Origin of the sequence: Kushneria phyllosphaerae, assembly GCF_900312995.1 — a bacterium.
Lineage (GTDB): Bacteria > Pseudomonadota > Gammaproteobacteria > Pseudomonadales > Halomonadaceae > Kushneria > Kushneria phyllosphaerae.
This window is the reverse complement of record NZ_ONZI01000004.1, coordinates 1-24,880: the sequence shown is the minus strand read 5'-3', so window position 1 is coordinate 24,880 and position 24,880 is coordinate 1. Positions and strand designations below refer to the sequence as shown.

At 59.9% G+C, this 24,880-nt stretch carries 27 protein-coding genes; 2 read left to right on the top strand and 25 right to left on the bottom strand.

Annotated elements, in window-relative coordinates; genetic code table 11:
• Positions 1–53: 53 nt before the first annotated feature.
• From KSP9073_RS13210 to KSP9073_RS13175, 8 genes are all read right to left on the bottom strand, one after another.
• A complete protein-coding gene (locus tag KSP9073_RS13210; protein ID WP_108843459.1) occupies positions 54–1,325 on the bottom strand; it encodes a tetratricopeptide repeat protein in 1,272 nt (423 codons plus the stop codon).
• Between the two features lie 4 nt (positions 1,326–1,329).
• On the bottom strand, positions 1,330–2,109 hold the full coding sequence (locus KSP9073_RS13205; RefSeq protein ID WP_108843458.1) for an energy transducer TonB: 780 nt from the start codon (positions 2,107–2,109) through the stop codon (positions 1,330–1,332).
• Positions 2,109–2,516 (bottom strand): ExbD/TolR family protein, encoded by a 408-nt coding sequence (locus KSP9073_RS13200; RefSeq protein WP_108843457.1) that lies wholly within the window; start codon positions 2,514–2,516, stop codon positions 2,109–2,111. The genes KSP9073_RS13205 and KSP9073_RS13200 overlap by 1 nt, the downstream gene beginning before the upstream one ends.
• Positions 2,509–3,045 (bottom strand): MotA/TolQ/ExbB proton channel family protein, encoded by a 537-nt coding sequence (locus tag KSP9073_RS13195; protein ID WP_108843456.1) that lies wholly within the window; start codon positions 3,043–3,045, stop codon positions 2,509–2,511. Before KSP9073_RS13195 ends, KSP9073_RS13200 begins: the two co-directional genes overlap by 8 nt.
• A complete protein-coding gene (locus KSP9073_RS13190; protein ID WP_165814260.1) occupies positions 3,042–4,421 on the bottom strand; it encodes a MotA/TolQ/ExbB proton channel family protein in 1,380 nt (459 codons plus the stop codon). The genes KSP9073_RS13195 and KSP9073_RS13190 overlap by 4 nt, the downstream gene beginning before the upstream one ends.
• Positions 4,422–4,435: 14 nt before the next feature.
• A complete protein-coding gene (locus KSP9073_RS13185; RefSeq protein WP_108843454.1) occupies positions 4,436–5,185 on the bottom strand; it encodes a DUF3450 domain-containing protein in 750 nt (249 codons plus the stop codon).
• A gap of 268 nt (positions 5,186–5,453) precedes the next feature.
• On the bottom strand, positions 5,454–6,389 hold the full coding sequence (locus tag KSP9073_RS13180) for an electron transfer flavoprotein subunit alpha/FixB family protein (protein ID WP_108843453.1): 936 nt from the start codon (positions 6,387–6,389) through the stop codon (positions 5,454–5,456).
• The gene (locus tag KSP9073_RS13175) at positions 6,389–7,138 is read right to left on the bottom strand and encodes an electron transfer flavoprotein subunit beta/FixA family protein (RefSeq protein ID WP_108843452.1); all 750 of its coding nucleotides are present in this window, start codon (positions 7,136–7,138) and stop codon (positions 6,389–6,391) included. The genes KSP9073_RS13180 and KSP9073_RS13175 overlap by 1 nt, the downstream gene beginning before the upstream one ends.
• Before the next feature lie 313 nt (positions 7,139–7,451).
• On the opposite strand from KSP9073_RS13175, the gene KSP9073_RS13170 reads away from it, so the two are divergent.
• Complete coding sequence (locus KSP9073_RS13170; protein WP_108843451.1) at positions 7,452–9,098, top strand: electron transfer flavoprotein-ubiquinone oxidoreductase; 1,647 nt, start codon at positions 7,452–7,454, stop codon at positions 9,096–9,098.
• A 79-nt stretch (positions 9,099–9,177) separates the two neighbouring features.
• Here KSP9073_RS13170 and KSP9073_RS13165 read toward each other — a convergent pair whose 3' ends face one another.
• The 16 genes from KSP9073_RS13165 to KSP9073_RS13090 form a co-directional block, all read right to left on the bottom strand.
• Positions 9,178–10,023 (bottom strand): sulfurtransferase, encoded by an 846-nt coding sequence (locus KSP9073_RS13165; RefSeq protein WP_108843450.1) that lies wholly within the window; start codon positions 10,021–10,023, stop codon positions 9,178–9,180.
• A 15-nt stretch (positions 10,024–10,038) separates the two neighbouring features.
• Positions 10,039–12,219, bottom strand: coding sequence for an ATP-dependent helicase (locus tag KSP9073_RS13160; protein WP_108843449.1), 2,181 nt, complete (start codon positions 12,217–12,219; stop codon positions 10,039–10,041).
• Positions 12,216–12,788, bottom strand: a complete 573-nt coding sequence (locus KSP9073_RS13155) for a DUF1285 domain-containing protein (RefSeq protein WP_165814259.1) — start codon at positions 12,786–12,788, stop codon at positions 12,216–12,218. The genes KSP9073_RS13160 and KSP9073_RS13155 overlap by 4 nt, the downstream gene beginning before the upstream one ends.
• A 10-nt stretch (positions 12,789–12,798) precedes the next feature.
• Positions 12,799–13,656: a TatD family hydrolase gene (locus tag KSP9073_RS13150; RefSeq protein WP_108843447.1), complete on the bottom strand. Its 858-nt coding sequence runs from the start codon at positions 13,654–13,656 to the stop codon at positions 12,799–12,801.
• Between the two features lie 164 nt (positions 13,657–13,820).
• On the bottom strand, positions 13,821–14,117 hold the full coding sequence (locus KSP9073_RS13145) for a PilZ domain-containing protein (protein ID WP_108843446.1): 297 nt from the start codon (positions 14,115–14,117) through the stop codon (positions 13,821–13,823).
• A 67-nt stretch (positions 14,118–14,184) separates the two neighbouring features.
• Positions 14,185–15,168: a DNA polymerase III subunit delta' gene (locus KSP9073_RS13140; RefSeq protein WP_108843445.1), complete on the bottom strand. Its 984-nt coding sequence runs from the start codon at positions 15,166–15,168 to the stop codon at positions 14,185–14,187.
• Positions 15,159–15,800, bottom strand: coding sequence for a dTMP kinase (gene tmk, locus KSP9073_RS13135; protein ID WP_108843444.1), 642 nt, complete (start codon positions 15,798–15,800; stop codon positions 15,159–15,161). Before tmk ends, KSP9073_RS13140 begins: the two co-directional genes overlap by 10 nt.
• A gap of 8 nt (positions 15,801–15,808) precedes the next feature.
• A complete protein-coding gene (gene mltG / locus KSP9073_RS13130) occupies positions 15,809–16,810 on the bottom strand; it encodes an endolytic transglycosylase MltG (RefSeq protein ID WP_108843443.1) in 1,002 nt (333 codons plus the stop codon).
• A gap of 14 nt (positions 16,811–16,824) precedes the next feature.
• Positions 16,825–17,664: an aminodeoxychorismate lyase gene (gene pabC, locus KSP9073_RS13125; RefSeq protein ID WP_243409249.1), complete on the bottom strand. Its 840-nt coding sequence runs from the start codon at positions 17,662–17,664 to the stop codon at positions 16,825–16,827.
• Positions 17,665–17,681: 17 nt separating this feature from the next.
• Positions 17,682–18,920, bottom strand: coding sequence for a beta-ketoacyl-ACP synthase II (gene fabF, locus KSP9073_RS13120; RefSeq protein ID WP_108843442.1), 1,239 nt, complete (start codon positions 18,918–18,920; stop codon positions 17,682–17,684).
• Positions 18,921–19,202: 282 nt separating this feature from the next.
• Positions 19,203–19,436, bottom strand: a complete 234-nt coding sequence (gene acpP, locus KSP9073_RS13115) for an acyl carrier protein (protein WP_019951639.1) — start codon at positions 19,434–19,436, stop codon at positions 19,203–19,205.
• A gap of 93 nt (positions 19,437–19,529) precedes the next feature.
• The gene (fabG, locus tag KSP9073_RS13110; protein WP_108843441.1) at positions 19,530–20,270 is read right to left on the bottom strand and encodes a 3-oxoacyl-ACP reductase FabG; all 741 of its coding nucleotides are present in this window, start codon (positions 20,268–20,270) and stop codon (positions 19,530–19,532) included.
• A 49-nt stretch (positions 20,271–20,319) separates the two neighbouring features.
• Positions 20,320–21,276, bottom strand: coding sequence for an ACP S-malonyltransferase (fabD, locus tag KSP9073_RS13105; RefSeq protein ID WP_108843440.1), 957 nt, complete (start codon positions 21,274–21,276; stop codon positions 20,320–20,322).
• A gap of 98 nt (positions 21,277–21,374) precedes the next feature.
• The gene (gene plsX / locus KSP9073_RS13100; RefSeq protein ID WP_108843439.1) at positions 21,375–22,385 is read right to left on the bottom strand and encodes a phosphate acyltransferase PlsX; all 1,011 of its coding nucleotides are present in this window, start codon (positions 22,383–22,385) and stop codon (positions 21,375–21,377) included.
• A 12-nt stretch (positions 22,386–22,397) separates the two neighbouring features.
• A complete protein-coding gene (rpmF, locus tag KSP9073_RS13095) occupies positions 22,398–22,574 on the bottom strand; it encodes a 50S ribosomal protein L32 (protein WP_108843438.1) in 177 nt (58 codons plus the stop codon).
• Between the two features lie 38 nt (positions 22,575–22,612).
• Positions 22,613–23,137 carry a YceD family protein gene (locus tag KSP9073_RS13090; RefSeq protein WP_108843437.1) on the bottom strand — a complete coding sequence of 175 codons (525 nt, stop codon included), beginning with the start codon at positions 23,135–23,137 and terminating at the stop codon, positions 22,613–22,615.
• A gap of 138 nt (positions 23,138–23,275) precedes the next feature.
• Between KSP9073_RS13090 and KSP9073_RS13085 the strand changes: the two genes are divergently transcribed.
• Positions 23,276–23,860, top strand: coding sequence for a Maf family protein (locus tag KSP9073_RS13085; protein WP_108843436.1), 585 nt, complete (start codon positions 23,276–23,278; stop codon positions 23,858–23,860).
• A 36-nt stretch (positions 23,861–23,896) separates the two neighbouring features.
• Here the strand turns inward: KSP9073_RS13085 and sppA are convergent.
• A partial coding sequence (gene sppA / locus KSP9073_RS13080; RefSeq protein ID WP_108843435.1) for a signal peptide peptidase SppA occupies positions 23,897–24,880 on the bottom strand: 984 nt, incomplete at its 5' end.

The following is a 24,880-nucleotide window of genomic DNA, read 5'->3' as shown; positions in this document are numbered from 1 at the left end:
CCACCACCCGGCCCGCCCTGTTGCGGGCCGGGTGTCTTTCAACGCATGAGCCTTCAGGAAGGCCTGTCAGCCGCCCGCTGGTCATTATTAATCAGCGCCAGCCACTGCCCTGCCTGATCGGCACTGTCATCAAACTTCTCGGCCTGACGAAAAACCTGCTGTGCCTGATCAAGATGGCCCTGCTCGTAAACCGCGACCCCTTCCATCAGCAATAACTGACCGGGATTGTCAGCGCCTTTCTCACGCGCTTTTGCAAATCCCTGCTCGGCCTGCGACCAGATCCCCCAGCCATAGGCAAGATCTCCCAGCATGTACCAGTCGTGGGCGTCATCGCTGCGCTCGGCAACCGCCTGCCAGGCCTGTAATGCCTTTTGATGATCACGCGTCTGCGCCCAGGCCCGTGCCACCAGCCGACGGTGCGCATCACTGTCTTCAAGGTCCCCCTTGTCGAGTGCCTGCGAGAGCATCTCGGCAGCACGCGCCGGCGTTCCACCGGCCATATGCAGTTCTGCCCGCGTCAGTAACGCTTTCTCGCCCTTGAGAATGCCCCGTTGCCAGCCAGCCTCCCAGAGCGCTGCGGCCCGGCCGGGCTGGCCGATGCGCTGATACAGGGCAGCCGCCTGCTGCCAGCGGGCCGGGTCACTATCATCCTGATCAAGCTGGGCTTCGACCACATCAGAGGCTGCTTCAAATTGTCCGGCCTGCTGATAGATGCTCGCAGCCAGGGCCAGTTGATCACTGTCCGGCGCTGAGTTCCCCTGTCGGGCCAGGGTGACCCAGTGAAGGGCGTCATCCCACTGTTCAAGACGAGCATGAATGCGCGCCCCCAGCCAGAGATCATCCACCGTCAGCGATGCCTGTCCCTGCCAGCGATCAAACAGTGCCGCCGCCTGATCAAGCTGGCCGGCCTTCAATCGCAGCTTCGCTTCCTGCTCGAGCCATTGCATGCGCTGTGTCAGGGGCGCCGTGTCAATGCCGCGTGCCTGATAAAGCAGATCGGCCGCCCGGCCGGGCTGATCCATGCGCTGTGCGGCACTGGCTGCCAGCTGTAGATACAGTGCACGGGCCCACTGATCGCTCTGACGGCTGCCGGCGCTGGCGGCTCGAGAACGCGCAGTCTCCACAACCTGCTGATAGTGGCCTGCGTAAAGCTCGCGCTCAAGGCCCTGCAGCCTGTCGATGCTCTGCTGGGAAAGTGCGGGGCCTGCAGCCAGCGCACGCTGCTCGCCGCCCAGCAGCATGGCAAGACTGATGCCCATGGCCATCAGCGCTTTTAAACGGCCCTGCCGGTGATTCACACGACGAAGGCGATAGTGTCGAAACATGGCATTACCTCAGCTTGAAGACCAGCCGCTGACGCGTACGAGCCGGCGCATCGCGAGACGGAAACTGCCACTGCTCGATGGCATCACGGGCAGCGCTGTCAAATACACCGCCGGGCTCTGACGCCGTAACCTGAATGGAGCCTTCATCAACACTGCCATCGGCATTGATGATAAAGCTCATCTCGACAAAGCCCTCTTCACCCCGTCGCCTTGCCCGCATGGGATATTCCGGCTGCACCCGACTGGTGGGCTGTGCCTGTACCATGCCGCCGCCCTGAGCCGTGGCACCCTCCGGCGTACCACCACTTTGCTCACCCTGCTGCTCGCTTTGCTGCGTGCCCTGAGACGATGGCGTGGGCGTGGCCTGCTTTTTGGGCGGCGTCGGTGTCGGGCGCGGCCTGGGCTCGGGTTTGGGTTCAGGCTTTGGCTCGGGTTTTTCTACCTCAAGCTCCGGCAGGTCATCGTTCATCCTGACGTCCGGCGCCTGAGGTTCACTGACCTTTTGCGGGTGCAGCTGAATGTCACTGTGCACATCCTCGGCCGGCTGGGGCGCCGGCGCAGGACGCGCCGGCGCCGCGGGTGGCGGAGGCGGCGGTGCGGCCGCCGCGATATCGGTCGAAGCCTCGGGCGCTTTGGCAGGCGCGGCCACGTCGTCAACGATCGACATGGTCATGGTCTCCTGAGGCGTTTCACGTGGCTCGGGCGGGGCAACCATCAACGCCAGCCCCCAGAACAGCAGCAGTGCAAGGGCCAGCGCGCCCAGTAGCGCAAGCGCCTGACGCATCAGTTCTCTCCTCGCGACGCCGCCACTGCCACATTTTCAACACCCGCCTGACGGATACGGTCCATGGTCTGGATCAAAAGCCCGGTCTGAGAGGCGCGATCGGCCTGGATGACCACGTTGCCGTCACTTCCCGACAACGCTTCTCGCACGCGATCGCCCACGGCATTGCTGTCCACGGCCTGACCGTCTACCCAGACCGCCCCTTCCGAGGTAATGGCCACCAGTACCTGTGTATCATTGCGCTGCGTGGCTTCACTCGACTCGGGGCGGTCAATGTCTACCCCGCTTTCACGCACAAAGCTGGTGGTGACGATAAAGAAGATCAGCATGATGAAGACCACGTCCAGCATCGGCGTCAGGTCGATAGCGGTCGTGTCTTCTTCCATGCGAGTTCGCCGTCTACGCATGATCGATCTCCGTGGCTCGGGTCAGTCGATCGTGAAGATACTGATCTTCACGTCGCACGATATGTTCAAACCGACTGGTAAAAAGGATGCCCACCACGGCCACTGCCATGCCGGCCAGCGTGGGCAGCGTGGCGCGGGCCACACCATCCGACATGCTGCGCGCCTGACCCACACCGGTGATGGAGAGCGTATCAAACACCTGGATCATGCCGGTGACGGTACCCACCAGCCCCAGCAGCGGGCACAGGGCCACCAGCAGTTTCAGCCACGGTAGTGAGGCTCTCAGCGCACTGATGAGTTCGCCGCACCAGCATTCACGCAGCGTACGGGCACTCCAGCTGACATGCTCATGTCGCTTTTGCCAGCGGGTAATCAGTGCCTGGCGCTGTCGCCGATAGCGCCACTGCCAGTAGATCAGCCGTTCAAGTGCCAGCGTAAACAGCAGCACGGCGACAAGGGCAATGACCACCAGCACCGGGCCCCCGGCGCTGGCCAGCCGTGCAATGGGATGCACCAGCGCCTCGATCATGTGGCACTTCCATGCAGACGGGTTTCGGCTTCAAGCCCTGAGTGCTGCTCATCCATGCGATCCGCCAGATGGGCGCTGGCCTGTCGTTCCAGCAGGTTCATCAGGCGGCGGCTGCGGCTGTTGAGGGCGGTGTTGGCAAACAGCAGCGGAATGGCCACGACCAGACCCAGCACGGTGGTCACCAGTGCCTGACTGATACCGCCGGCCATCATCTTCGGATCGCCACTGCCAAACACCGTAATGGCCTGAAAGGTACCAATCATGCCGGTGACCGTACCCAGAAGGCCCATCAGGGGGGCGATGGCAGCAATCACCTTGACGACTGCCTGACCGCGCTCCAGCCCCGGCTGCTCGGCCAGCAGCATTTCATCCATTCGGGCCTCGAGCACTTCCGGCTCATGGTAGCGCTGCTGTTGCCCAAAGCGCTTGAGCACGCGCCCCAGCGGGTTATCGCTGCGCAGATCCTCGAATTGGTGCATCTGGCGACGAGTACGCGCACTGACCAGCGCCAGCCATGCAAACTGGGCCAGGGCAATCAAAAGACCCACGCCCCCCAGCGCCAGCGTGATGTAGCCGATCACACCGCCCTGCTTGATGCGCTCGAGCAGCGAGGGCTGCTGCGCCAGCGCATCAAGCACCTCACCATCGGTGGGATCAAGGGCCATGATATCGCTCTGGCCACCGGCCAGCGCCTCGAGCTGGCTTGAGACACTGCCCGGCGTATGCGCTGCCACGGCCAGCGGTCGATCATCTGCTGGCGCCCGCAACAGGTCGCCTTCACTGAACGCGCTCATGCCCCCCAGACGCACCACGTCGCGCTGGGTGATATCGCCATTTTTTCCGGCCACGGGCAGTTGCAGGTGTTCGCCCTGAGCGCTGCGCGCGATCAGCTGGCTCATCGACTGCGCGTACTGCTCGAGATCCTCGGTGGAGGCTATGCTTGAGTCGTCCAGCGACGGCAGTCGAATATCACTGCCCAGCGTCAACCAGCTGTTGTGCAGGCTTTCCCGGGTATCGTCGATCTCATGGTGCAAGCGATCAAACATGGGCTGAAGATCGTCGCCTTCGCTGCTGCGCCGCTCGTTGATGTCGGCAATGGCCTTTTCCTGGCGCTTTCGGGTGCTGTCGAGGCTGTCGCGACGCGCCTGCGCCTTTTGCTGACTTGCCTCGGCGTCTGTCACGGCCTGTTTCAATTGCTCCCGATCATCCAGCAGGGTATTGAGACGCGACAGATCACGCTGCTGCGCCTGGGCAGAGCCCTGCTGATAGTTCTGGACAATATCTTCCAGTGAAGGGGCGGACGGTTCAGCGGCAGACACCGGCAGAGAGATGCCCACCATCAGGGCCAGTGCGGCACCGGCCAGAGGCCCATTCATATGTTTTACCACCTTCATGAGGATGCCCCCTGCGACGCGGATTCGGATGATGCCTGCCCCGGCTCAATGGAAAGCGGTAACGACAGGAGCTCGGGGGCACGCTGATCATTGGCAATGCGAATACCGCGGTTGACCTCGGCACGCTCGGCGCTGTCCAGCGGATGCCACTGATGATCCCGGTTTTTCCAGACACCACCCTGCTCGCCATCGGGGGTGAGGTAATAAAACCCGATACGGCCCATGCGTAAAAACTGGACATCGCGCTGTTGATTGCCCTGTGTCAACTGGCCACGCCAGCTGTCCATATTGCGCCCGTAGTCAAGCTCTGCACGCCAGACCGAAAGGAGCTGCTCCATGCGTTTCTCGTCGGAAATGGCAGGATCGACCAGCGTTTTCTCAAGACCGTCAAGGCGGGCCGCGCGCTCGGCATGACGAAAGGGAATATCGGCGTCTACCAGGGCTCGCAGGCGGTCCAGCATGTCCTGCAGGGTGTCTGGCAGCGCCTCACGGGTCTCGCCCAGTGTTTCCAGTGCATGCTGCTGGCGCTCGATTCGCTGCTGCTGCTCCTCCAGCGTCGAGGAAAGCTGATCGTTGTAGCGTTCCAGCCGCTGCGTTGATGACTGCGCGTCGCGAAGGCGGGTCAAAAGCTCGCGGGTCTCGTCATCTGCCTGATCGATACGCGTCTGAATGGCCTGCTGCTGTTGCTGCTGCTGAGCGGTTTCATCACGAAGTGACGACGCCTCTGCCAGCGTCGGTAATGCCATTATCGTCAATAGGGAAAAGGCAGCGCCTTTGAGACAACAATTACGACGGTGGGTCCTCACATGATTCTCCAGGAAGAGGCGTACAGTAAAAATGGGGACAATCCGAATATGCGATACCGGATAACCAGGGCAACTTAATAGAAACAAGAACAATTATCAAATGATCATCGCTAACATCGCCATGCCAGGCAGCTTTTAAGTGACCCGATACGCCATCCACAAAAAAGCCGGCACGAAGCCGGCTCATGATCATTGTTCAGACCGCGGATCAAAGCTTGCGTTCAAGCTCGGGCAGCGCCTGAAACAGATCAGCGACCAGACCGTAGTCGGCCACCTGAAAGATCGGGGCTTCCTCATCGGAGTTGATGGCCACGATCACTTTTGAATCCTTCATGCCGGCAAGATGCTGCACGGCCCCCGAAATGCCGGCGGCAATGTAGAGCTCCGGCGCGACCATCTTGCCGGTCTGTCCGACCTGAAGGTCGTTGGGCACGTAGCCGGCATCCACGGCAGCGCGCGAGGCGCCTACAGCGGCGCCAAGCCGGTCTGCCACGCCCTCGATCAGGCGGAAATTCTCGGCACTGCCAAGGCCTCGACCGCCGGAGATAATCACACGGGCACCGCCCAGCTCGGGGCGCTCACCGCCAGCCAGCTGTTCGTCAATGAAGGTCACCAGCCCCTGGTCACCGGTGCTGGCTTCGCTTGAAACGCTGGCCGCGTCCTGCTCGCCGACCGGCTCAAAGGCGGTCGGACGAATGGTAATGACCTTTTTGTCATCCAGACTACGTACGGTGGCCAGCACGCTGCCGGCATAGATGGGTCTGACGAAGGTGTCAGCGGACTCAACGGCAATGACATCAGAGATCTGTCCAACACCCAGCAGCGCTGCCACGCGCGGCATGACATTGCGCCCACTGGTGGTCGAGGCGCACAGCAGATGGGTGTAGGGCTCGGCCAGTGACACGATCAGCGCCCCCATGTTTTCCGCCAGCATATGATCAAAAGCGCTGTCTTCCACGCTGATCACACCGGAAACGCCGGTCAGGCGCGCCGCCTTTTGGGCCGCCTCATTGGCCTGACTACCGGCCACCAGTACATCGACCGAGCCACCAAGGCGTGAAGCAGCGTCCATGACGCGCGCCGTCGCGCTGGAGAGATGGCCCTTTTCCTGCTCGGCGATGACCAGAATACGTGTATCGCTCATCAGATCACCTTCGCTTCGTTCTTGAGTCGATCGATCAATTCATCCACTGAAGCCACGCGCACTCCGGCCTGGCGCTCTCTCGGGATATCGACCCGAATCAGCGCCTGGCGTGGGGTCACGTCAACCCCCAAGGTGTCAATTTCCAGACTTTCGATGGGACGCTTCTTGGCCTTCATGATGGCTGGCAGCTTGGCATAGCGCGGCTCGTTGAGACGCAGGTCCGTCGTCACAACGGCCGGCAGTGACATGGCCAGCGTTTCCAGACCGCCATCGATTTCCCGGGTGACTTCCAGCCGATCACCATCAATGGTGATTTTTGAGGCAAAGGTGGCCTGCGGCAGTTGCGTCAGCGCGGCCAGCATGGGGCCGGTCTGACTGCTGTCGCTGTCGATGGACTGCTTGCCCAGCAGTACCAGGCCCGGATTTTCACGCTTGACCACTTCGGCCAGCACGCGGGCGGCGCCCAGTGAGTCGACCGCCGTGTCACTGTTGACATGCAATGCGCGGTCAGCACCCAGCGCCATGGCGGTGCGAAGCTGCTCCTGCACGCTCTTGTCACCGATGGAAACAGCCACCACCTCATCGGCGATGCCCTGCTCCTTGAGACGGACGGCTTCTTCAAGCGCAATCTCACAAAACGGATTCATGGCCATTTTGGCGTGCGTCAGGTCCACATCGCTGTGGTCTTCCCTGATGCGCACCCGGACGTTGTGATCAATCACGCGCTTGATGGCGACGAGTACTTTCATGCCTTCCTCGTGGTGTCGGATATCTCGAAATTCGTAAACATGACCGCCCATCGTCGATAAACGGGGAGCTTCGGGGCGGTTCTCGCAGGATGACGGTCAGTCTACATGGGGACCAGGGCAGCTCAAGACAATAAACTGACCCTGAAAAAAGGCTTCGAATTGGGCCGGACCCCGACTTGATGCGATAATCAGGCATTATCCAGCCCCCAGGCTGCTCCCGAAAGCGGCTGAGAATCATTGCCATCCAAAAGCGTTAGTGTAACACGCCATACGTCATCAGGATGGGGGGATGAATCACGCAAGGAGTTGCTCAATGGACAGAGAGTCCATGTCATTTGATGTGGTAATTGTCGGCGCAGGCGTTGCCGGTCTTTCCGCAGCCTGTCGCCTGATGCAGGCCGCCAGTGCGCAGGCGCGTGAGCTGAGTGTCTGCGTACTGGAAAAGGGTGCCGAGGTGGGCGCACACATCCTGTCAGGTGCCGCCTTTGATCCGCGCGCACTTGAGGAACTCTTTCCCGATTGGAAGGACCGTGGCGCGCCCCTGCATACCCCGGCGCTGCGCGATGAGGTGCTGTATCTGCGCGACAGCGAGCGGTCGATACGCTTTCCCGAGGCGCTGATCCCACCTTCCATGCTCAACGAGGGCAGCTACCTGATCAGTGCCGGCGACCTGTGCCGCTGGCTGGCCGAGCAGGCCGAAGCACTGGGCGTTGATATCTTCCCGGGCTTTGCCGCCCAGTCGTTGATGTTTGGTGAGCAAGGAGAAATTACCGGCGTCATTACCGGCGATATGGGCCTTGATCATGAGGGCAACCCCAAACCTTCCCATGAGCCGGGTATCGAGCTTTACGGGCGCTATACCCTCTTTGCCGAAGGCGCGCGTGGCCACCTTGGGCAGGAACTGATCAAGCATTTTGATCTGGCAGCCGGGCGCGATGAACAGCACTATGCCATCGGCTTCAAGGAACTCTGGGAGGTGCCTGCCGAGCAGCACGAGCCCGGGCTGGTGGTGCATACGGCAGGATGGCCGCTGTCTTCCGAGGCGCACGGCGGCAGTTTTCTGTATCACGGCAGTGACCGCCAGGTCATGGTCGGGCTGATTGTGGATCTGGCCTATGACAACCCCTGGCTCTCCCCCTTCGATGAATTTCAGCGCATGAAGCACCATCCGGAAGTCGCGCGTCATCTCAAGGGCGGCACGCGCCTGGCCTTCGGGGCACGTGCCATTACCAAGGGTGGCCTTAACAGTCTGCCGAAGATGACCTTTCCCGGTGGCCTTTTGATCGGCTGCGATGCCGGTACGCTGGATTTTTCGCGTATCAAGGGGATTCACATGGCCATGAAGTCCGGCATGCTGGCGGCCGAAAGCGTGGTCGCAGCGCTTTCTGGCGGTGAAGAAGGTGGCCGGACGCTCGACGACTTCAGCACACGCTTTGAAGACAGCTGGGCCCATGAGGCGCTTGCCAGACATCGTAACTTTGGTCCGGCGATGCACCGCTTCGGAATGGTCGTGGGGGGCGTATGGAATTTTGTGGAGCAGAAACTGCGTCTGCCGCTGCCCACGCTGCATGACACCACTGCAGACCACGCACAGCTAAAAACTGCTGACACCGCAAAAAGGATCGACTACCCGCGCCCCGACGGCGTGCTCTCCTTTGACAAGCCTTCCTCGGTGTATCTTTCCAATACACATCACGAAGAAGACCAGCCCTGTCATCTGCAGCTGCGCGACCCGAGCATTCCGATCAGCATCAATCTGCCCCGCTACGCAGAACCCGCCCAGCGCTATTGTCCGGTCGGCGTCTACGAAGTGGTCGAGGACAGCGACGGCACGCCCCGTTTTCAGATCAACTTCCAGAACTGCATTCATTGCAAGACCTGCGATATCAAGGACCCGTCTCAGAATATCCGCTGGGTCACGCCGGAAGGCGGCAATGGCCCCGGCTATCCCAATATGTAGAGACTTACCCGACCGGAAATGACAAAAAAGCCCCCGATGTTTGAAAACATCGGGGGCTTTTTCATGCATGCTTCGTCGATCAGGCTATCGGTGCACTGGTATCGGTGGCCACCGGACGCGCCGGGTCACGGCTCCACTCGCTCCACGAGCCTGGATAAAGTCTTGGCAACGGCCGGCTCAGCGCGGCATGCGCCAGAATGATCATGCAGGCGGAGATGCCGGAACCACAGTAGGCGATGCTTGACTGCCCGGTTGAGGGAATCAGCTTCTCGAGTGCATCGCTTTGTGACAGGCAGTTGTTGCTGTCGAGCAGCGAAGCACCCGGCATGTTAACAGCGCCCGGGATATGGCCTGCCACCTGGTCGACCGGCTCGCTCTCGCCGCGATAGCGTGCTGGTGGCCTTGCATCCAGCAGCAGAGCATCGCCTGCGGCCACATCATCGGCACTGGCCACCATCTGATGCTGAAATTCACACTGCCAGTCGCTGGGCGCTGGTAGCTCGGGCAGGTCATGCTCCAGCGCGCCACCGACGGCCTGCCAGACCTGGAGTCCACCATTGAGCACAAACACATTGTCGTGACCGGCCCAGTGCAGCATCCACCATGCGCGCGCCGCGGCCAGCTGTCCGCCCAGATCGTCATAGACGACGACCCGGGTCTCGGGCGTAATGCCCCAGTTCTGAAGCGTCTTCTGCCAGGTGTCAGGGGCCGGCAGTGGATGACGCCCCCCTTTGGCACCGCCCGGCGGCGCGGAAAGATCCTGATTCATATCCGCCAGCAGCGCACCGGGCAAATGACCTTCCTGATAAAGTCGTGACGCTGCCTGGGCGTCATCCAGTCGCGCCCGACAGTCCAGAATCACCAGCGGGGTGCTGTCTCGCTGCCACATCAGAAGTGTTGTGACATCTGTCAGTGCAGTGGTCATGAAAACTCCCTGAATTTAACTGACGCGCTCGATCGGCGCGCGTGAAGCAATTAACCGGCGACGGCCGGCCCGATGAAACATGACTTCCAGCACGCAGCGCTCACGCTCGCCTTCTACCAGCTCGATGCGCCCCTCTCCGAATACGGCGTGACGCACCTGCTCTCCGGGCCGCCAGTCCTCGGCCTGCGAAAGTATTGCCGGTGTCTTCTGCCCGGCACTGGCACGACATGAGGCATTAACACCGATACCCTCAAGATAGCGATTAACCAGCGCCGGGTCGCGCACCCCGGGGGTGGCCTCCGGCTCTGCTGCAATGGCACGGGTCACTTTGACACTGTCTTCAAAGGCGGCCTCTTCCACAAATCGGCTGATGCGATGGGGCGCCGGATCAGACAGCAGCAGCAGCCGTTCGCGGGCCCGGGTAATGCCGACATAAAAAAGCCGCCGCTCCTCTTCCAGCGCCTGAGGGGTCAGCGGATTTTCTCTGGAATAGAGAGGAAAATCCTCCTCATTAAGCCCGGCCAGCGCCACCAGCGGCCATTCAAGCCCCTTGGCACCATGAACGGTCGACAGCAACACGCCCTGCTCCTGATTAATGACCGGATTTTTGAGCAGTGCAATAAAGGCATCCGGGTCGTCAGCCAGCTCCCCGGCCTGCTCGATCAGAACATCCAGCAGGCGGATATCCTCTTCACCCTTGTCACGCCGGGCTGCGGCGCGCCGTAGAAGCTTTTCGGCCTCCAGAGTGTCGACGACATGAGACAGCACATCGGCAGGCGCCTGATCACGCATGGAAGGCAGTTTCTGCAGCAGCGCCCAGCGCTTTTTAAGATGCCGACGCTGAAAGGGTTTCAGGCCGTCCAGAACGATGTGCTGCTCGGGCCAGCGATTGGTACGGGCCAGTTCAGCCGCCAGCGGGGCAAGGCGCTCCTGACTGACAAAGGCGCTGGGCTGACTATAAAGCAACAGCAGATGCTCGCTGTCCTGTAAAAGCTCCGGACGACGGGTCAACTCCAGATACCCTGCCAGGGCCTTTACCAGCGGCAGACGAAATACGAAACGATCCTGCTGTCCCAGCTGAAAGGGAATATTGTCTCTTAAAAGACGCAGCTGCACGGGGACACTGAGTGACCAGCTGCGCACCAGCACGGCACATTCCTTCAGATCACGCCCCTGCGCCTGCCATGCCTTTAACACATTGATCAGACGAGCGCCGCCGCTGTCGCATTCAACCTGCGTCTCGGGATTGTCGGGAGCCGATAGCGTGAGCTGGTCAGCCGCCCCCTTGTTGGCACGAATCACATGATTGGCCATCAACGACACGGCATGGCCATGACGAAAGGTCCAGCTCAGTGGGTAATCGGTCGGCGCCCCGAAAAGCTCGCTAAAGCGAGCGTTCATGGCATCCGGACGCGCCCCGCGCCACTCATAGATGCATTGATTGGCATCGCCGACCGCCATGACGCTGGCACTGTTGCCCGCCAGCATTGACAGAAGACGCAGCTGAACCTCGTTGATGTCCTGGTACTCATCGACAATGATGTGATCGAGCCGCCCCTGAATACGCCCTCGCGCCGTCTCATCGCGAATCAGCGCCCGCAGCGGTCGATACAGCAGGTCAGCATAGGTCATGACGCCCTGACCGTGCATCTGGCGCTCCATCTCCAGAAAGGCCGGCACGAAGTGCTCGGTATCGGCACCGTAATCACCACGCTCATGGAGTCTGGCCGGTGGCAGGCATTCCGATTTGACAAGATCACAGAACTGCAACAGCGCTTCGATGCGCTCTTCTTCCAGTGCCAGCGCCAGCTGTGCGGGCTCGTCAACGAGCAGCTGTTGCAGCACCTGACGCGCCAGACGCTCTCGCTGCCACTCTCCCTCGATCAACCGACGCGCCGGAAGCGCCCCCCAGCGCACCAGACTCTGTCCCAGCCGATGCCCGATGGAGTGAAAGGTGCGCACCTGAGGCAGTCGGCTTCCAGTGGGTGCCAGCATGCGCAGTCGCGCGGCGAAATCTTCACGCGCCGCGCGATTGAACATCAACACCATGATCCGATCCGCCGGCGTCCCGATCGCCATGAGATGCAGCACTCGCGCCACCATCGTCGATGTCTTGCCGGCACCGGCCACGGCAAAAACCCGCGCATGCCCCTGGCCGTGTTGCACCACGGCCTGCTGCTGTTCGGTCAGCTTCATGATGGCGATGCGGGGGTATCGTCTGGCGCGACCGGTGCCCCGAGTGCATGCCAGTGGCCGCCGCTTTGAAGCCCCATGTGCAGGCGCCCCTGGGCGTCCTCAAAACATTCGGCCTGTTCGACAAGGTAATACCAGCACTGGCGCGACAGGCGTGCCGAAAGACCATGACGCCAGATGACCCGGGGAATGTCCGTCTCGTCATCCGTGATCAGGCGACAATGACTGTCCAGCGTGGCGTGCTCACCGGTCTGTGTGGTCAAAAGCCAGCCAGGGCCGGTGGCTGTATCCTCCTGACGAGCAGCCTCCACGATCAGCAATGGATACTCTTCGACCTGGATCCGCCATTTTTCGGCCGGTGTGACCAGATAGTAGTGACCGTCGGCCTCACATCGAAGAAGGCGTGACAGCGTACGCAGTACCCGTGGATGGGCGACCTTCGCGCCCTCGTGCCACCAGATGCCCGAACGATCCACCCGGATGTCCAGCGCCCCCGACAGCACCGGATCCCATTCTTCCAGCGGCAGAGGCTGATCATTGGTCTGAACCGTCAGCAGTCGCTCCAGTGACATGGCAGGCTCCTCAGGCATTGGTGAGCTGTGCAGCGGCGTCATGCGAAGGCGCAGTCCGACGAAACAGGCGATGAAAGTTGGCCGTGGTCTGCATGGCCACTTCATCAAGACTGATATTGCGCTCGCGGGCGATGACCCGGGCTACTTCCAGCACGCGCGCCGGCTCGTTCGCCCGTCCTCGATAAGGCACCGGTGAAAGCCACGGGCTGTCGGTTTCCACCAGCAGTCGATCCAGAGGGAGCACCCGAGCCAGCGCACGTACGTTTTCGGCACTGGCAAAGGTGACAATACCGGAAAGCGAAATCATGAAGCCGTGAGCGACGGCGCGGCGTGCCATCTCCACGTCTTCGGTAAAGCAGTGCAATACACCACCCACATTCGGGTCGAGATATTGCTCGATCATTTCCAGCGTTTCTTCACGCGCTGAGCGTGTGTGAATGCTGACTGGCAGTTCGGCGTCATGGGCAGCACGCAGATGATGCTCAAAGCGGCTTAACTGGATCTCCCGAGACACGCGAAGGCTACCCTGCTCGTCGGCCTGAAAGTCCAGCCCGATTTCGCCAACGACCACTGGCTCGAATCGATCGATGCAGTCCTTGATCTCTTCAAGCGTAGGCTCATGTTCAAGGCGCTGCATCGGATGGACACCGACACCAAAAAAGACGTCATCATGACGGCGGCCGATCTCGGCCAGCGCCGGCACGCCCTCAAGCGTGGTGGCAACGGCAAGAAAGCCGCGTACACCGGCGTCGCGCGCACGTGACAGCACGTCATCCACGCTGCCGCTTTCAGCATCAAGATGATCAAGATGACAGTGAGAGTCGATCAGTACCGAAGGCCACGACAATTGTTCGGTTAACTGGCTCATTGAACCTACCCGGTTGGAAGCTGTACAGACCGGGTATTATCGCAGATCATCAACTTTTACGGGGATCAAAGATGCCGTTTCGCCGCTTTCAGGTTCAAGCAACCCTGAACAAGAAGATAACGGTATAAAAAAGACGCATTAAGCAAACCGCATTGGGGGCGTCGTCAGGCCAGCAGCGCTTCAACATGTTCGCGCAGCACCTGCTCTTCAGCATCGAGATGAACACCCACACCGCCCTCTCGCTGACCGGCCATCCCTGACGGCGATATCCAGGCAACGATCCCCGATGCCGGGCGCGCGTCAGGCTCTTCCGGCAGTGTCAGCAGCATATAGACCCGCTGCCCCAGCCGATGACGCACCCGGGTGGGAAGGAACAGACCGCCGCGCTCGAAAAGCGGCATCCAGGCTGTTCTGAGTGCATTGGTGTCGTTGAACGTAAAAGACAATGCTCTGGCGCTCACGCAAACCTCCTGATGGGAAAATGACGCTTCCCTTATCGGCCGTTTGTGCGAGAAGTTGCGCTCTGGATCAGGAACGCAACAGGGCCGACCATCGGATCAACCAGGATTCGATGACCAGTTGCGCATTGGGGTTGCCTCCCCCGGCCAGCAGACGCCGCTGCTCGTGGGCGTAATCCAGCAGGCGAAACCAGTCGCGAACGCGGGCATTTTTGAGGGCCTGACGGTATAGCGGTAAAAGATCCCGATTGCGGACACTGTCCATGTCCCCGGACACGCCCAGGCGAATCAGATCCTCAAGCCACAGTACGCCGTGCCATAAAATATCGGGCAGGGCCTGCTTGTCCAGACGGGCAGCTTCTGCCACCGGATCCCCGCCACGTACCAGCGATTCGAAAAGTTCGCGCAGCTCCTGGCGCAGCTGGCGAGCCTCGGGGGCGGCCAGATCGCGGGCCAGCAGCGGGCGACCACCGGCCACCTGCCACCAGAACGCGGCCTGCTCCTGATCTTCAAGCTCGTGTGCCAGCCACGCCATGGACACATCACGCCCCGGCTGAGGATGAGCCCACTGCTGGCAGCGGCTGCGAATGGTCGGCAGCGTTCGAGAGGGAATATCGCTTTGCAGGATAAACAGTGTGTCGTTACCCGGCTCTTCGAGACTTTTCAGCAGCGCATTGGAGGCCGCCACCGTCATCGCCTCGGCAGGCGCCAGATGGATAATGCGGTATCCCCCCTGCTGCGCCGTCTGAGACGCGAAGGCGTTAATGTCACGAATGGCATCAATGCGAATCTGCTTGCCTCGGTCGGCAGGCAGGATCTCAAGAAGATCGGGGTGATATCCCGACATCAGCATTTGACAGGCGTGGCACTGGCCACAGGCCGTGTCACCCGGTGAGTGACAGAGCTGACGCGCGATCAGTGCCTGTGCCAGACGCTCCTTGCCCAGCCCTGACGGCCCGGTCAGCATGAGCGCATGCGGCAGACGCGAGTCATCTGCCAGCGCGGTCAGGCGCTGCCAGATGGAGCTCTGCCAGGGCCAGGGCGTTAGTTCCATGTCGTAAGCTGTTGATCAAGTCGTGTGGCAATATCACGCTGGACCTGCTCGAGCGGCTGTGCGGCATCTACCGCCACCATGCGCTCCGGGGCCTGCTCGGCGCGCGCGCGGTACCCCTGGCGTACCCGCTCAAAGAAATCACCGCGCTCACGTTCAAAACGATCACGTTCTGCGCCTCGCGCCGCCAAACGGTCGGCGGCGTAGGTGACCGGCATGTCCAGCCAGAGCGTGAGGTCCGGCGCCAGTCCTCGCTGTACAAACTGCTCGAGCATGGCAATACGCTCCTGAGCAATCCCGCGGGCACTGCCCTGATAGGCAAAGGTGGCATCGGTAAAGCGGTCACTGACGACCCAATCCCCCCGGGCAAGCGCAGGGCGGATCACCTGCGCCAGGTGCTGGGCACGACCGGCAAACACCAGCAACAGCTCTGCCAGATCGTCCAGTGGCTCCTGCGCATCATCGGCAAGCAATAGTGCGCGAATACGCTCGGCCATGGGCGTGCCACCGGGCTCACGCGTAGTGACCACGCGGATGCCACGGGATTGCAAATAATCGCGAACGAAGGAAAGATTGGTGCTCTTGCCGACACCTTCCCCGCCTTCCAGAGTGATAAATCGGCCTTGCTGGGTCATTACAACTCTCAACGATTGAGGATATAGCGACGCACCGCCGCATTGTGTTCTTCAAGCGTGGCAGAAAACTGATGCTCTCCATTTCCTTTTGAAACGAAATAGAGGGCATCACCGTCCGCCGGATTGACCGCAGCTTCCAGCGAAGCACGCCCGGGCATTGCGATGGGCGTGGGCGGCAACCCATTGATGACATAGGTGTTCCAACGCGTGGATTCGGTCAGGTTGGCACGCGTCAACGATCCGTTGTAGGCCTGACCCAGCCCGTAAATCACGGTAGGATCCGTCTGCAGACGCATCCCCTTTTCAAGGCGGCGAACGAACACACCCGCAATCCGGGTACGCTCATCGGGCGCACCGGTTTCCTTTTCAATCAGTGAGGCCAGAATCAGCGCCTGATAAGGGCTATCGAGCGGCAGACCAAGCTGGCGCTCGGCCCAGATGTCATTGAGCGTGCTGACCATCCGGTCATGAGCGCGCTTGAACAGCTCAAGATCCGAGGCGCCCTTGAGCCATTGATAGGTGTCCGGGAAAAACCAGCCTTCCGGGAATTCACCCTTCTCCCCGAGCGCGGCCATGATGTCTTCATCGCTCATGTCACGGGTCTTGTGCTCAAGCGGTTCGGCCTGATTCAGAATCTTGCGCATCTGGGCAAAGGTGCGCCCTTCCGGAATGGTCAGTCGATGTCGAACAACATCATTACTGGACAGCTTGCCCAGCAACGCATGGGCATTCATGTCAGGCAGGATTTCAAATTCGCCGGCACGCAGGGCTCTCAGACGGGCAGGCTCGATGATGCCCAGCAGCTGATACGGCCAGCGCTCATCAATGATGCCACGATCCTGAAGTTCATTGATGATCTGTCGGGCACCCATCCCGGCGCGCACTTCATAAACTGTCGACGATTGCAGCGCAATCGGCGCATCCAGCTTGTGCTGCCACCAGAGCCAGCCTCCGCCAATGGCTGCCGCCATGATGACCAGTACCAGAAGTACACCCTTTAACCATCGCATACATGAAACTCTGATCAGGAGGTTGGAAAATTGAATTGATAGCCCATCAGCGTGTGCGCGCCATCCTGAAGACGGCGAACCGGGCCATCGATGGGCCATTGACCGGGCACATGCTGATGACCCGAATCGAAACACTCAACGATCGGCCACAGCCCCTGTACGGAATTGAAAAGGCACGCGCTCTGTGAATTCAGAAACCTGGGCAGCGGGGCATCCTCAGTCTTGGCGATGCTCAGCAACCCCTTGTCGATCAGGACACGACGCAGCGTGCCCTCTACGCCACATTCGGTGAGCTCGGGCGTCCACCACTGTCCCTGATCAAACCAGGCCAGATTCATGGCCGTTGCTTCGATAGGCTGATCACGGTCGTTGAGCAGAATGCCCTCGGCAATAGCATCATCCTGCCATTCCTGCCGAGCCAAGACGTTTTCCAGCCGATTGAGGTGCTTGAGACCCGCCAGCGCTGGTTGACGCGCAAGCCGCAGGCGGCAAAGTCGAACGCTCACGCCCTTCTCCCACCGCTCGGGCATCGGCTTGAAGGGGATGAACTGCCAGTAGCAGCGCGGTTCGGCCGGTATTGGCGGGCGATAACCACGCCCACCGCTGCCGCGAGTCAGCATGATCTTGAGTACATGCTCGCCCTGCGGTGCCTGCCCGGGCAGTGCATCCAGCCACTCGCGGGCAGGCGCCTCAAAACCAAGGCGCCCAGCACCCCGCGACAGGCGAGCGCAGTGCTCATTCCAGAGCAGAGGCACACCATCTCTTACCAGCACGGTCTCGAAAAGGCCGTCGCCGTACGCAAGCCCTCGATCGGTCACGGCAACCATGGGGTCACCGCTATCCGTACCCGTCATGCCAGTGCCCCCTGTCATCAGATGCGCGAGAACACCAGTGAGCCGTTGGTGCCACCAAACCCGAACGAGTTGGACAGCACATGCTCGATTTTCATCTCACGTGCGGTATGCGGCACATAATCCAGACGGCACTGCTCATCGGGATTGTCCAGGTTGATGGTCGGTGGTGCGACCTGATCACGCAGCGCCAGAATGGAGAAGGCCGCCTCGACAGCGCCTGCAGCACCCAGCAGATGCCCGATCATGGACTTGGTCGAGCTGATGGCCACATCACGTGCTGAAGCACCGAGGACCTTTTCAATGGCAAGACTCTCTGCGACGTCCCCTACCAGAGTGGAAGTGCCGTGGGCATTGATATAGTCAATGCTTGAGGGATCAAGCCCGGCATCACGAATGGCGTTGCTCATGGCCATTGCAGCCCCGGCGCCGTCACTGGGCGGTGCTGTCATGTGCCAGGCATCATCACTCATGCCAAAGCCTGTGCATTCGGCCAGAATATCGGCACCACGCGCTTTAGCGTGCTCATACTCTTCCAGCACCAGGATTCCGGCACCATCGGAAAGCACGAAGCCATCACGGTCGCGATCCCAGGGGCGACTGGCGGCCTGAGGATCATCATTGCGAGTTGAAAGCGCACGAGCGGCAGAAAAGCCTCCCACGCCTAGTGGCGTGCTGGCCATCTCGGCACCACCGCAGACCATCACATCGGCATCGCCATAGGCAATCGTGCGGGCGCCATAACCAATATTGTGCGTCCCGGAAGTACAGGCCGTAGTAATGGCGATATTGGGACCACGGAAGCCAAATTGAATGGCCAGATTGCCAGCGATCATGTTGATGATCGAACCAGGCACAAAGAAGGGAGAAATACGGCGCGCCCCCGACTTCAACAGCGACTGGTGATTGGCCTCGATCATTGGCAGTCCACCAATACCGGAACCAATGGCAACACCGATGCGATGGGCGTTCTCTTCACTACAGGTAATCCCCGAGTTCTGAACCGCCTGAACGGATGCCGCGATGCCATACTGGATAAAGAGATCCATCTTCTTGGCATCCTTGGGATTAAACCAGGGCGCCGGATCAAATCCTTTTATGGCACCGCTGAAGCGGGTATTCAGACCACTGGCATCAAAGTGCTCAATTGATCCGATACCGCTTTGACCGGCCTTGATACTTTCCCAGGTAGCATCCGTTGTATTACCTACCGGTGTTACCAGACCGATGCCGGTCACCACGACCCTTCTGCGAGGCATCGTTTTTCCTCCAAAAAAGACAGATGAGTGCGCTCGAGAGCCTGAATTCCTGCTGGATACCCGACCGCCTGCTGCATGATATATCCTGGCCATTATACCGATTCTGTCGTCTCGGTCTCTGACTGATATACCCTTGATGAGCTTGAAAGGGCCGGCGCAGCATGTGCCATCCACCGGTCAATACCATCTAAAAATTCAATACCATCTAAAAATAAAGCCGCTCCCAGAGGGGGCGGCTTTACGGGTCAACCCTGGCCCAAAAGGCCGGATCGCGCCAAAAACTTACTGATGGGCAACGATGTAGTCGATCGCTTCCTGAACGGTCGTGATCTTTTCAGCTTCCTCGTCGGGAATTTCAGTATCGAATTCCTCTTCGAGAGCCATTACCAGTTCCACGGTGTCGAGCGAATCGGCGCCGAGGTCTTCAGTGAAGGAAGAGCTGTTCTGGATCTCTTCTTCCTTGACGTTCAAACGTTCGGCAACAACTTTTTTAACGCGCTCTTCGATGGTACTCATTTATCATCACTCCTGGTTTACGAGTCGCCAGATCAAAACTGGCGGTAGTTTATAGACCGTCTTTCTCGGACGCAACAGCGTCCTTTGCCGGTTCTAGCGCATGTTCATACCGCCATTGACATGCAGCGTTTCACCGGTGATATACCCGGCGACATCACTGGTCAGAAAACACGCCGCCGCTGCAATCTCTTCGGGTTGCCCCAGACGCGACAGCGGAATCTGATTCAGCAATGATTCCTTGTGTTTCTCTGGCAGCTCACTGGTCATGTCGGTGGCAATGAAACCGGGCGCCACGGCGTTGACGGTAACATTGCGAGAGGCCAGCTCACGCGCCAGTGAACGAGTAAAGCCTTCCATGCCGGCCTTTGCCGCAGCATAGTTACTCTGGCCCGCATTGCCCAGCGTGGCGACAACAGAGCTTATATTGACGATGCGACCAAAGCGCGCACGCGTCATGGCCTTCAGACATGCCTTCGAGACACGATAGACGGAGGTCAGGTTGGTATCCAGAACCTCGTCCCACTCGTTATCCTTCATTCGCATCAACAGGTTATCACGAGTGATACCGGCATTGTTGACCAGAATCAGGGGCGCACCGAAACGCTCGGTGATCTCGCCGAGGACCTGATCGATGGCCGCGCTGTCGGTCACGTTGAGCACCATGCCCGCACCGGCAATTGAATGCGCGGCAAGATCATCTTCGATGCGGCGTGCGCCGTCTTCGCTGGTGGCCGTACCAATGACCGTATGGCCCTGTCGACCCAGCTCACGAGCAATGGCCTGACCAATGCCGCGTGTTGCACCGGTAACCAGTGCCACTCTTGCTTCACTCATGCTTACTGTCCCTTTTGGGCTTGATGTCCTGTACTGCATTGACACGCCATTAACGGCTTTCCGGCATCTCTTTTGCCAGCTCAATGGCGGCCGCCAGTGATTCGGGGTCATTCACCGCCAGTCCGCGGCTTTGACGAGCGATGCGCTTGCCCAGCCCGGTCAGCACCTTACCGGGGCCACACTCGATAAAGATGCTGGCGCCCTGCTCACAAAGTGTCTCGACGCAGCGCGTCCAGAGCACCGGGCGATACAGCTGCTGAACCAGGCACGCCTTGATGGTATCAAGATCATCATGCCACGCGGCATCCACATTCTGGATAACACGATAGCGGGGCTGACGAAGGTCGATGTCGGCCATGGCCTGTTCAAGACGCTCGGCGGCGGGCTTCATCAGCGCGCAATGTGAAGGCACAGACACCGGCAGGGGCATGGCACGACGTGCGCCGCGCTCCTGGCAAAGGGCAATGGCCCGCTCGACCGCGGCCTTTTCACCGGCAATCACGACCTGTCCGGGCGAGTTATAGTTGACCGCAGAGACCACGCTGCCCTGAGCCGCCTCGGCGCAGACCGCCTCAACGACCTTATCATCAAGGCCGAGGATGGCCGCCATCCCGCCCTGACCTGCCGGCACGGCGTCCTGCATGGCTTCGCCGCGCAAACGGACCAGTCGAACGCCATCAGCAAAACTCATCGCACCGGCACAGACCAGGGCGCTGTATTCACCCAGACTATGCCCGGCCATGGCCGACGGTCGCGGGCCTTCCAGCTCCTGCCACACACGCCAGATGGCCACGCTGGCCGTCAGTAACGCCGGCTGCGTGCAGGCCGTGGCGTTAAGCGCCGTTTCAGGGCCTTCCTGAGTGACATGCCAGAGGTCATACCCCAGCGCATCAGAAGCCTCCTCGAAGGTCGTTCTTACGACGCTGTAACGTTCGGCGAGCTCTCGCAGCATGCCCAGCTGCTGAGAACCCTGACCGGGAAAGACCAGGGCGAGGGCATTGCTCATCTGATTCACCTGTACTAACTCATTGAAGATTAAATAAGCGAAGCTTTATAAACACCATGATGCCGACTCACTTCAGGCTTCGCCATACGAAAATGACCTTATGGCATCAGTCTTTCCGGCAACTTCATCGTGGCTTCATCCACGGCACGGCGCACAGCATAGGCGAACCCTTCGGCTTGTGCACTGCCGTGGCTTTTTACTACGGTCGCCTTGAGCCCCAGAAAGCTGGCGCCATTATATCGCACAGGGTTGAGCTCCTGCATGAAACGACGCAGCACCGGCGTGGCCAGCCAACCTACCAGACGGGCATACCATCCGGTCTGAAACTCTCCACTAAGTCGTGTACCCAGCATTCGAGCCAGCCCTTCACTGCTTTTAAGCGCAACATTGCCCACCATGCCATCACAGACGGCGACATCGGTATTACCGGTGAAAAGAGCGTCCCCTTCTACATAACCAACATATTCAAAATGTGAGCGTTCATGAGCGCGAAGCAGGGCATCTGCTTCGCGTACACGACGCTCACCCTTGCTGCTTTCCGTGCCCACATTCAAAAGCCCGACACGTGGCAATTGAATGCTGTCCACGAGTCTGACCATGGCCGCGCCCATGAAGGCAAAGTCCACGAGATGCTCTGCGCGGACATCCACATTGGCGCCAAGGTCAAGCATGTAGCAGGGTCTTTGAGAGATGGTCGGGATAGCGGCACTGATGGCAGGACGCGCCACATTGGCCAGCATACCAACATCGCGCCGCGCCAGCGCCATGATGGCACCGGTATGCTCAGCGCTGACACATGCCTGTGCTTCATCGGCACGCAGAGCCGCAAGGCATGCATGAAGACTGCCAGAGGGGGCATCGCGCAAGAGACGAGAAGGAGTCATGTCGACAGGAAGACGGTCACCGGCTTCAATGAAATCGATGCGATCACGAACATGATGAAGGGTAGAGGGCAATCGGGAGAGTTCGACATCAATCAGATGGCGCTTGCCATAAAGCGTTGCGCTTGCATCCGGCCTTTGCGCCAGGGCAAGGGCTGTTCCCGGAACAGTAGCGCGGGGACCGTAGTCCCCGCCCATGGCGTCGATGGCGATACGCAAGGGCGGCATCGCCCGAATCATTTATTCTTCGACGTCAATGACCTTGCGGCCACGGTAGTATCCATCAGGTGCAACATGATGACGGAGATGGGTAGTACCGGTTTCCTTGTCCTGGGAAAGCGCCGGGGCAGTCAGTGCATCATGTGCACGACGCATACCGCGCTTGGAACGGGACTTGCGATTCTTTTGGACAGCCATTGGGTTGTCTCCGGTTGTAACGTAACGTCAAAAAAGACTCAGTGATCCTTCAGGGAACGAAGCACACTGAACGGGTTATCGGCTCGCGCCGGCGTTTGCTCGACTTCGTCACCACTTTGCAGCGCATCACGAGAAACGGCGCAATCCGCATCATCGTGATAAACCACCTGCGGAAGTGTCAGAAGCAGTTCGTCCTCGACAACCGGCAGCAAAGCCAGATGCTCGTCTTCCACAAGTACCGGCTCGTAACGTGCCGGCAGCGTCGCTGCACGCTCATCACTGGTCACCATACCAAGCAGAAAAGTGCTTTCCAGATGAACCGGCATGGCCTGCAAACATCGCTGACAGGGCATCTCGACATCGGCCACAAGTGAGCCTTCGATATAATGCTGACGCTGAGCATCAAGATCAAACGTCATGACAACATGACATTCGGCCTCCTGCCGGCCGATGGCATCGACGATACGAGGCATGGCAGAGAGAACAATTCTCCCTTCCAGACGTTCGCCGCTGGCAGCAAGCCGATAGGGCTCGACCGTTTTGGGTAGTCGCGTGGTTGACATAGGCGCGCAATAATAGGGATTGTCCGTGAAAGTGTCAAAAGAGTTGTTGCAAATGATGTACCTGGAGCAGCCGACGCTATTTAAAATGGCGATGGTATCCTTGAGTCCATTTCACGGGCCACCATTTCAGGAGAGATAATGTCCCTGCTTGTTCTTGCCTCCGGCTCTCATTCACGCCGTGAGCTGCTGGGCCGTCTCGGCCTGCCCTTTCACCACCACGCACCCGATATCGATGAAACACCCCGTGACGGCGAAACGCCCTGCATGCTGGCCGAGCGTCTGTCGCGTGACAAGGCCCGGGCGCTGGCAAAGCACTATCCGCATCATCTGATCATCGCCAGCGACCAGGTCGCAAGTCTCGACAATGATCTTCTGGGCAAGCCGGGCAGCCTCGATGCGACCCGCCAGCAGCTGCAACGATTTTCAGGGCGACGCGTTCGCTTTCTAACGGGACTGGCGCTGCTGGACACACGTTGCGGCCACTGCACGACGCATCTCGATCTCACCACGGTCGATATCAGAACCCTGAGCCCAGAGGAAATCGAAGGCTATCTCACAAAAGAGCCGGCCATCGATAGCGCCGGCGGCTTTTATATGGAGAAAATGGGCACAGCGCTTTTCGAGCGTATCGAGACCACTGACCCAAGCGCCCTGATCGGGCTACCCCTGATCGCCCTGTGTCGATTGCTGCGTGAGGCCGGCGTTAACCCGCTGCTCGAGTAACAGGGCGCAGGTGACGCCAGCCTGCCGGGCGATGGCTCAACGCAGACGAACAGGCGATTCTCCTGCATGGAAATCGATGCCGAGATACTGTGCCGCCATTCGACCAAGGTGACGCGAGATCTGCTCCAGCGGATCGCCGCTCTGGGTATAGTCCGTCGTCTCGGCACTACCGGTCATGTCACGCGCAATATCATCAACACTTTTGAGGCCGTCCGTCAGCCCCTTGCTCACGGCCTCTTCCCCGGTCCAGACCAGCCCCGAAAAAAGCTCAGGGTCATCTGACAATCGGTCCCCGCGGCCGGCCTTGACGGCATTGATGAACTGATCGTGCGTTTGATCAAGCACATGCTGCCAGAAGCGCCGCTGCGCTTCACTGACGGGCTGAAACGGATCAAGCATGTCCTTGTTGTCGCCTGCGGTGAACACGCGCCGCTCGACGCCCAGCTTCTCTATAGCCCCTTCAAGTCCGAAACCCGAATAGATCACCCCGATGGAGCCGACGAGGCTGGCCGGCGCTGCATAAATGTCGTCAGCCGCGGAGGCGATATAGTAGGCACCGCTGGCACCGATATCCTCAATGACTGCAATGATGGGCTTGTCACCAGTACTGCGAAGACGACGAATCTCGTCATAAATGCGCTGTGACTGCACCGGCGACCCGCCGGGACTATTGATGTCCAGCACAACAGCCTTCTCTGACCCCTGCCAGGCGTTGTTCAAACCACGGATGACCCTGTCAGCACTGGCCGGCGACTGACTGTCGATCACGCCTTCAATCCTGACCACCCCAACCTGCCTGCCGGTCAGTGATTCCTGCTCACCGGTCGCCATGAATGCCACAGTGGCCGCCACCATGATCCAGAACGTCCAGAACAGCAGGCGAAAGAAAATCTTCCAGCGTCGGCTGCGCCGCTGCTCGCGCACCATCTCAAGCAGCCATCGCTCCATCAGGGCCTCACGACTCACGCCCTCATGAGGCTGACCTGCCGTCGCTGCGCCCTCGCCCGCCCGCCCACGACC

Coding starts and splice junctions, on each gene's coding strand:
- tmk (WP_108843444.1), bottom strand. CDS start 15,800: ATGACCCAGCAAGGCCGATTTATCACTCTGGAAGGCGGGGAAGGTGTC.
- KSP9073_RS13150 (WP_108843447.1), bottom strand. CDS start 13,656: ATGAGCCAGTTAACCGAACAATTGTCGTGGCCTTCGGTACTGATCGAC.
- KSP9073_RS13085 (WP_108843436.1), top strand. CDS start 23,276: ATGTCCCTGCTTGTTCTTGCCTCCGGCTCTCATTCACGCCGTGAGCTG.
- KSP9073_RS13180 (WP_108843453.1), bottom strand. CDS start 6,389: ATGAGCGATACACGTATTCTGGTCATCGCCGAGCAGGAAAAGGGCCAT.
- KSP9073_RS13140 (WP_108843445.1), bottom strand. CDS start 15,168: ATGGAACTAACGCCCTGGCCCTGGCAGAGCTCCATCTGGCAGCGCCTG.
- KSP9073_RS13200 (WP_108843457.1), bottom strand. CDS start 2,516: ATGCGTAGACGGCGAACTCGCATGGAAGAAGACACGACCGCTATCGAC.
- rpmF (WP_108843438.1), bottom strand. CDS start 22,574: ATGGCTGTCCAAAAGAATCGCAAGTCCCGTTCCAAGCGCGGTATGCGT.
- fabD (WP_108843440.1), bottom strand. CDS start 21,276: ATGAGCAATGCCCTCGCCCTGGTCTTTCCCGGTCAGGGTTCTCAGCAG.
- plsX (WP_108843439.1), bottom strand. CDS start 22,385: ATGCCGCCCTTGCGTATCGCCATCGACGCCATGGGCGGGGACTACGGT.
- KSP9073_RS13155 (WP_165814259.1), bottom strand. CDS start 12,788: ATGTCACTGGAGCGACTGCTGACGGTTCAGACCAATGATCAGCCTCTG.
- KSP9073_RS13195 (WP_108843456.1), bottom strand. CDS start 3,045: ATGATCGAGGCGCTGGTGCATCCCATTGCACGGCTGGCCAGCGCCGGG.
- KSP9073_RS13210 (WP_108843459.1), bottom strand. CDS start 1,325: ATGTTTCGACACTATCGCCTTCGTCGTGTGAATCACCGGCAGGGCCGT.
- KSP9073_RS13175 (WP_108843452.1), bottom strand. CDS start 7,138: ATGAAAGTACTCGTCGCCATCAAGCGCGTGATTGATCACAACGTCCGG.
- KSP9073_RS13190 (WP_165814260.1), bottom strand. CDS start 4,421: ATGAATGGGCCTCTGGCCGGTGCCGCACTGGCCCTGATGGTGGGCATC.
- mltG (WP_108843443.1), bottom strand. CDS start 16,810: ATGCGATGGTTAAAGGGTGTACTTCTGGTACTGGTCATCATGGCGGCA.
- fabG (WP_108843441.1), bottom strand. CDS start 20,270: ATGAGTGAAGCAAGAGTGGCACTGGTTACCGGTGCAACACGCGGCATT.
- KSP9073_RS13160 (WP_108843449.1), bottom strand. CDS start 12,219: ATGAAGCTGACCGAACAGCAGCAGGCCGTGGTGCAACACGGCCAGGGG.
- KSP9073_RS13170 (WP_108843451.1), top strand. CDS start 7,452: ATGGACAGAGAGTCCATGTCATTTGATGTGGTAATTGTCGGCGCAGGC.
- acpP (WP_019951639.1), bottom strand. CDS start 19,436: ATGAGTACCATCGAAGAGCGCGTTAAAAAAGTTGTTGCCGAACGTTTG.
- KSP9073_RS13090 (WP_108843437.1), bottom strand. CDS start 23,137: ATGTCAACCACGCGACTACCCAAAACGGTCGAGCCCTATCGGCTTGCT.
- KSP9073_RS13205 (WP_108843458.1), bottom strand. CDS start 2,109: ATGCGTCAGGCGCTTGCGCTACTGGGCGCGCTGGCCCTTGCACTGCTG.
- KSP9073_RS13185 (WP_108843454.1), bottom strand. CDS start 5,185: ATGGCATTACCGACGCTGGCAGAGGCGTCGTCACTTCGTGATGAAACC.
- fabF (WP_108843442.1), bottom strand. CDS start 18,920: ATGCCTCGCAGAAGGGTCGTGGTGACCGGCATCGGTCTGGTAACACCG.
- KSP9073_RS13165 (WP_108843450.1), bottom strand. CDS start 10,023: ATGACCACTGCACTGACAGATGTCACAACACTTCTGATGTGGCAGCGA.
- pabC (WP_243409249.1), bottom strand. CDS start 17,664: ATGACGGGTACGGATAGCGGTGACCCCATGGTTGCCGTGACCGATCGA.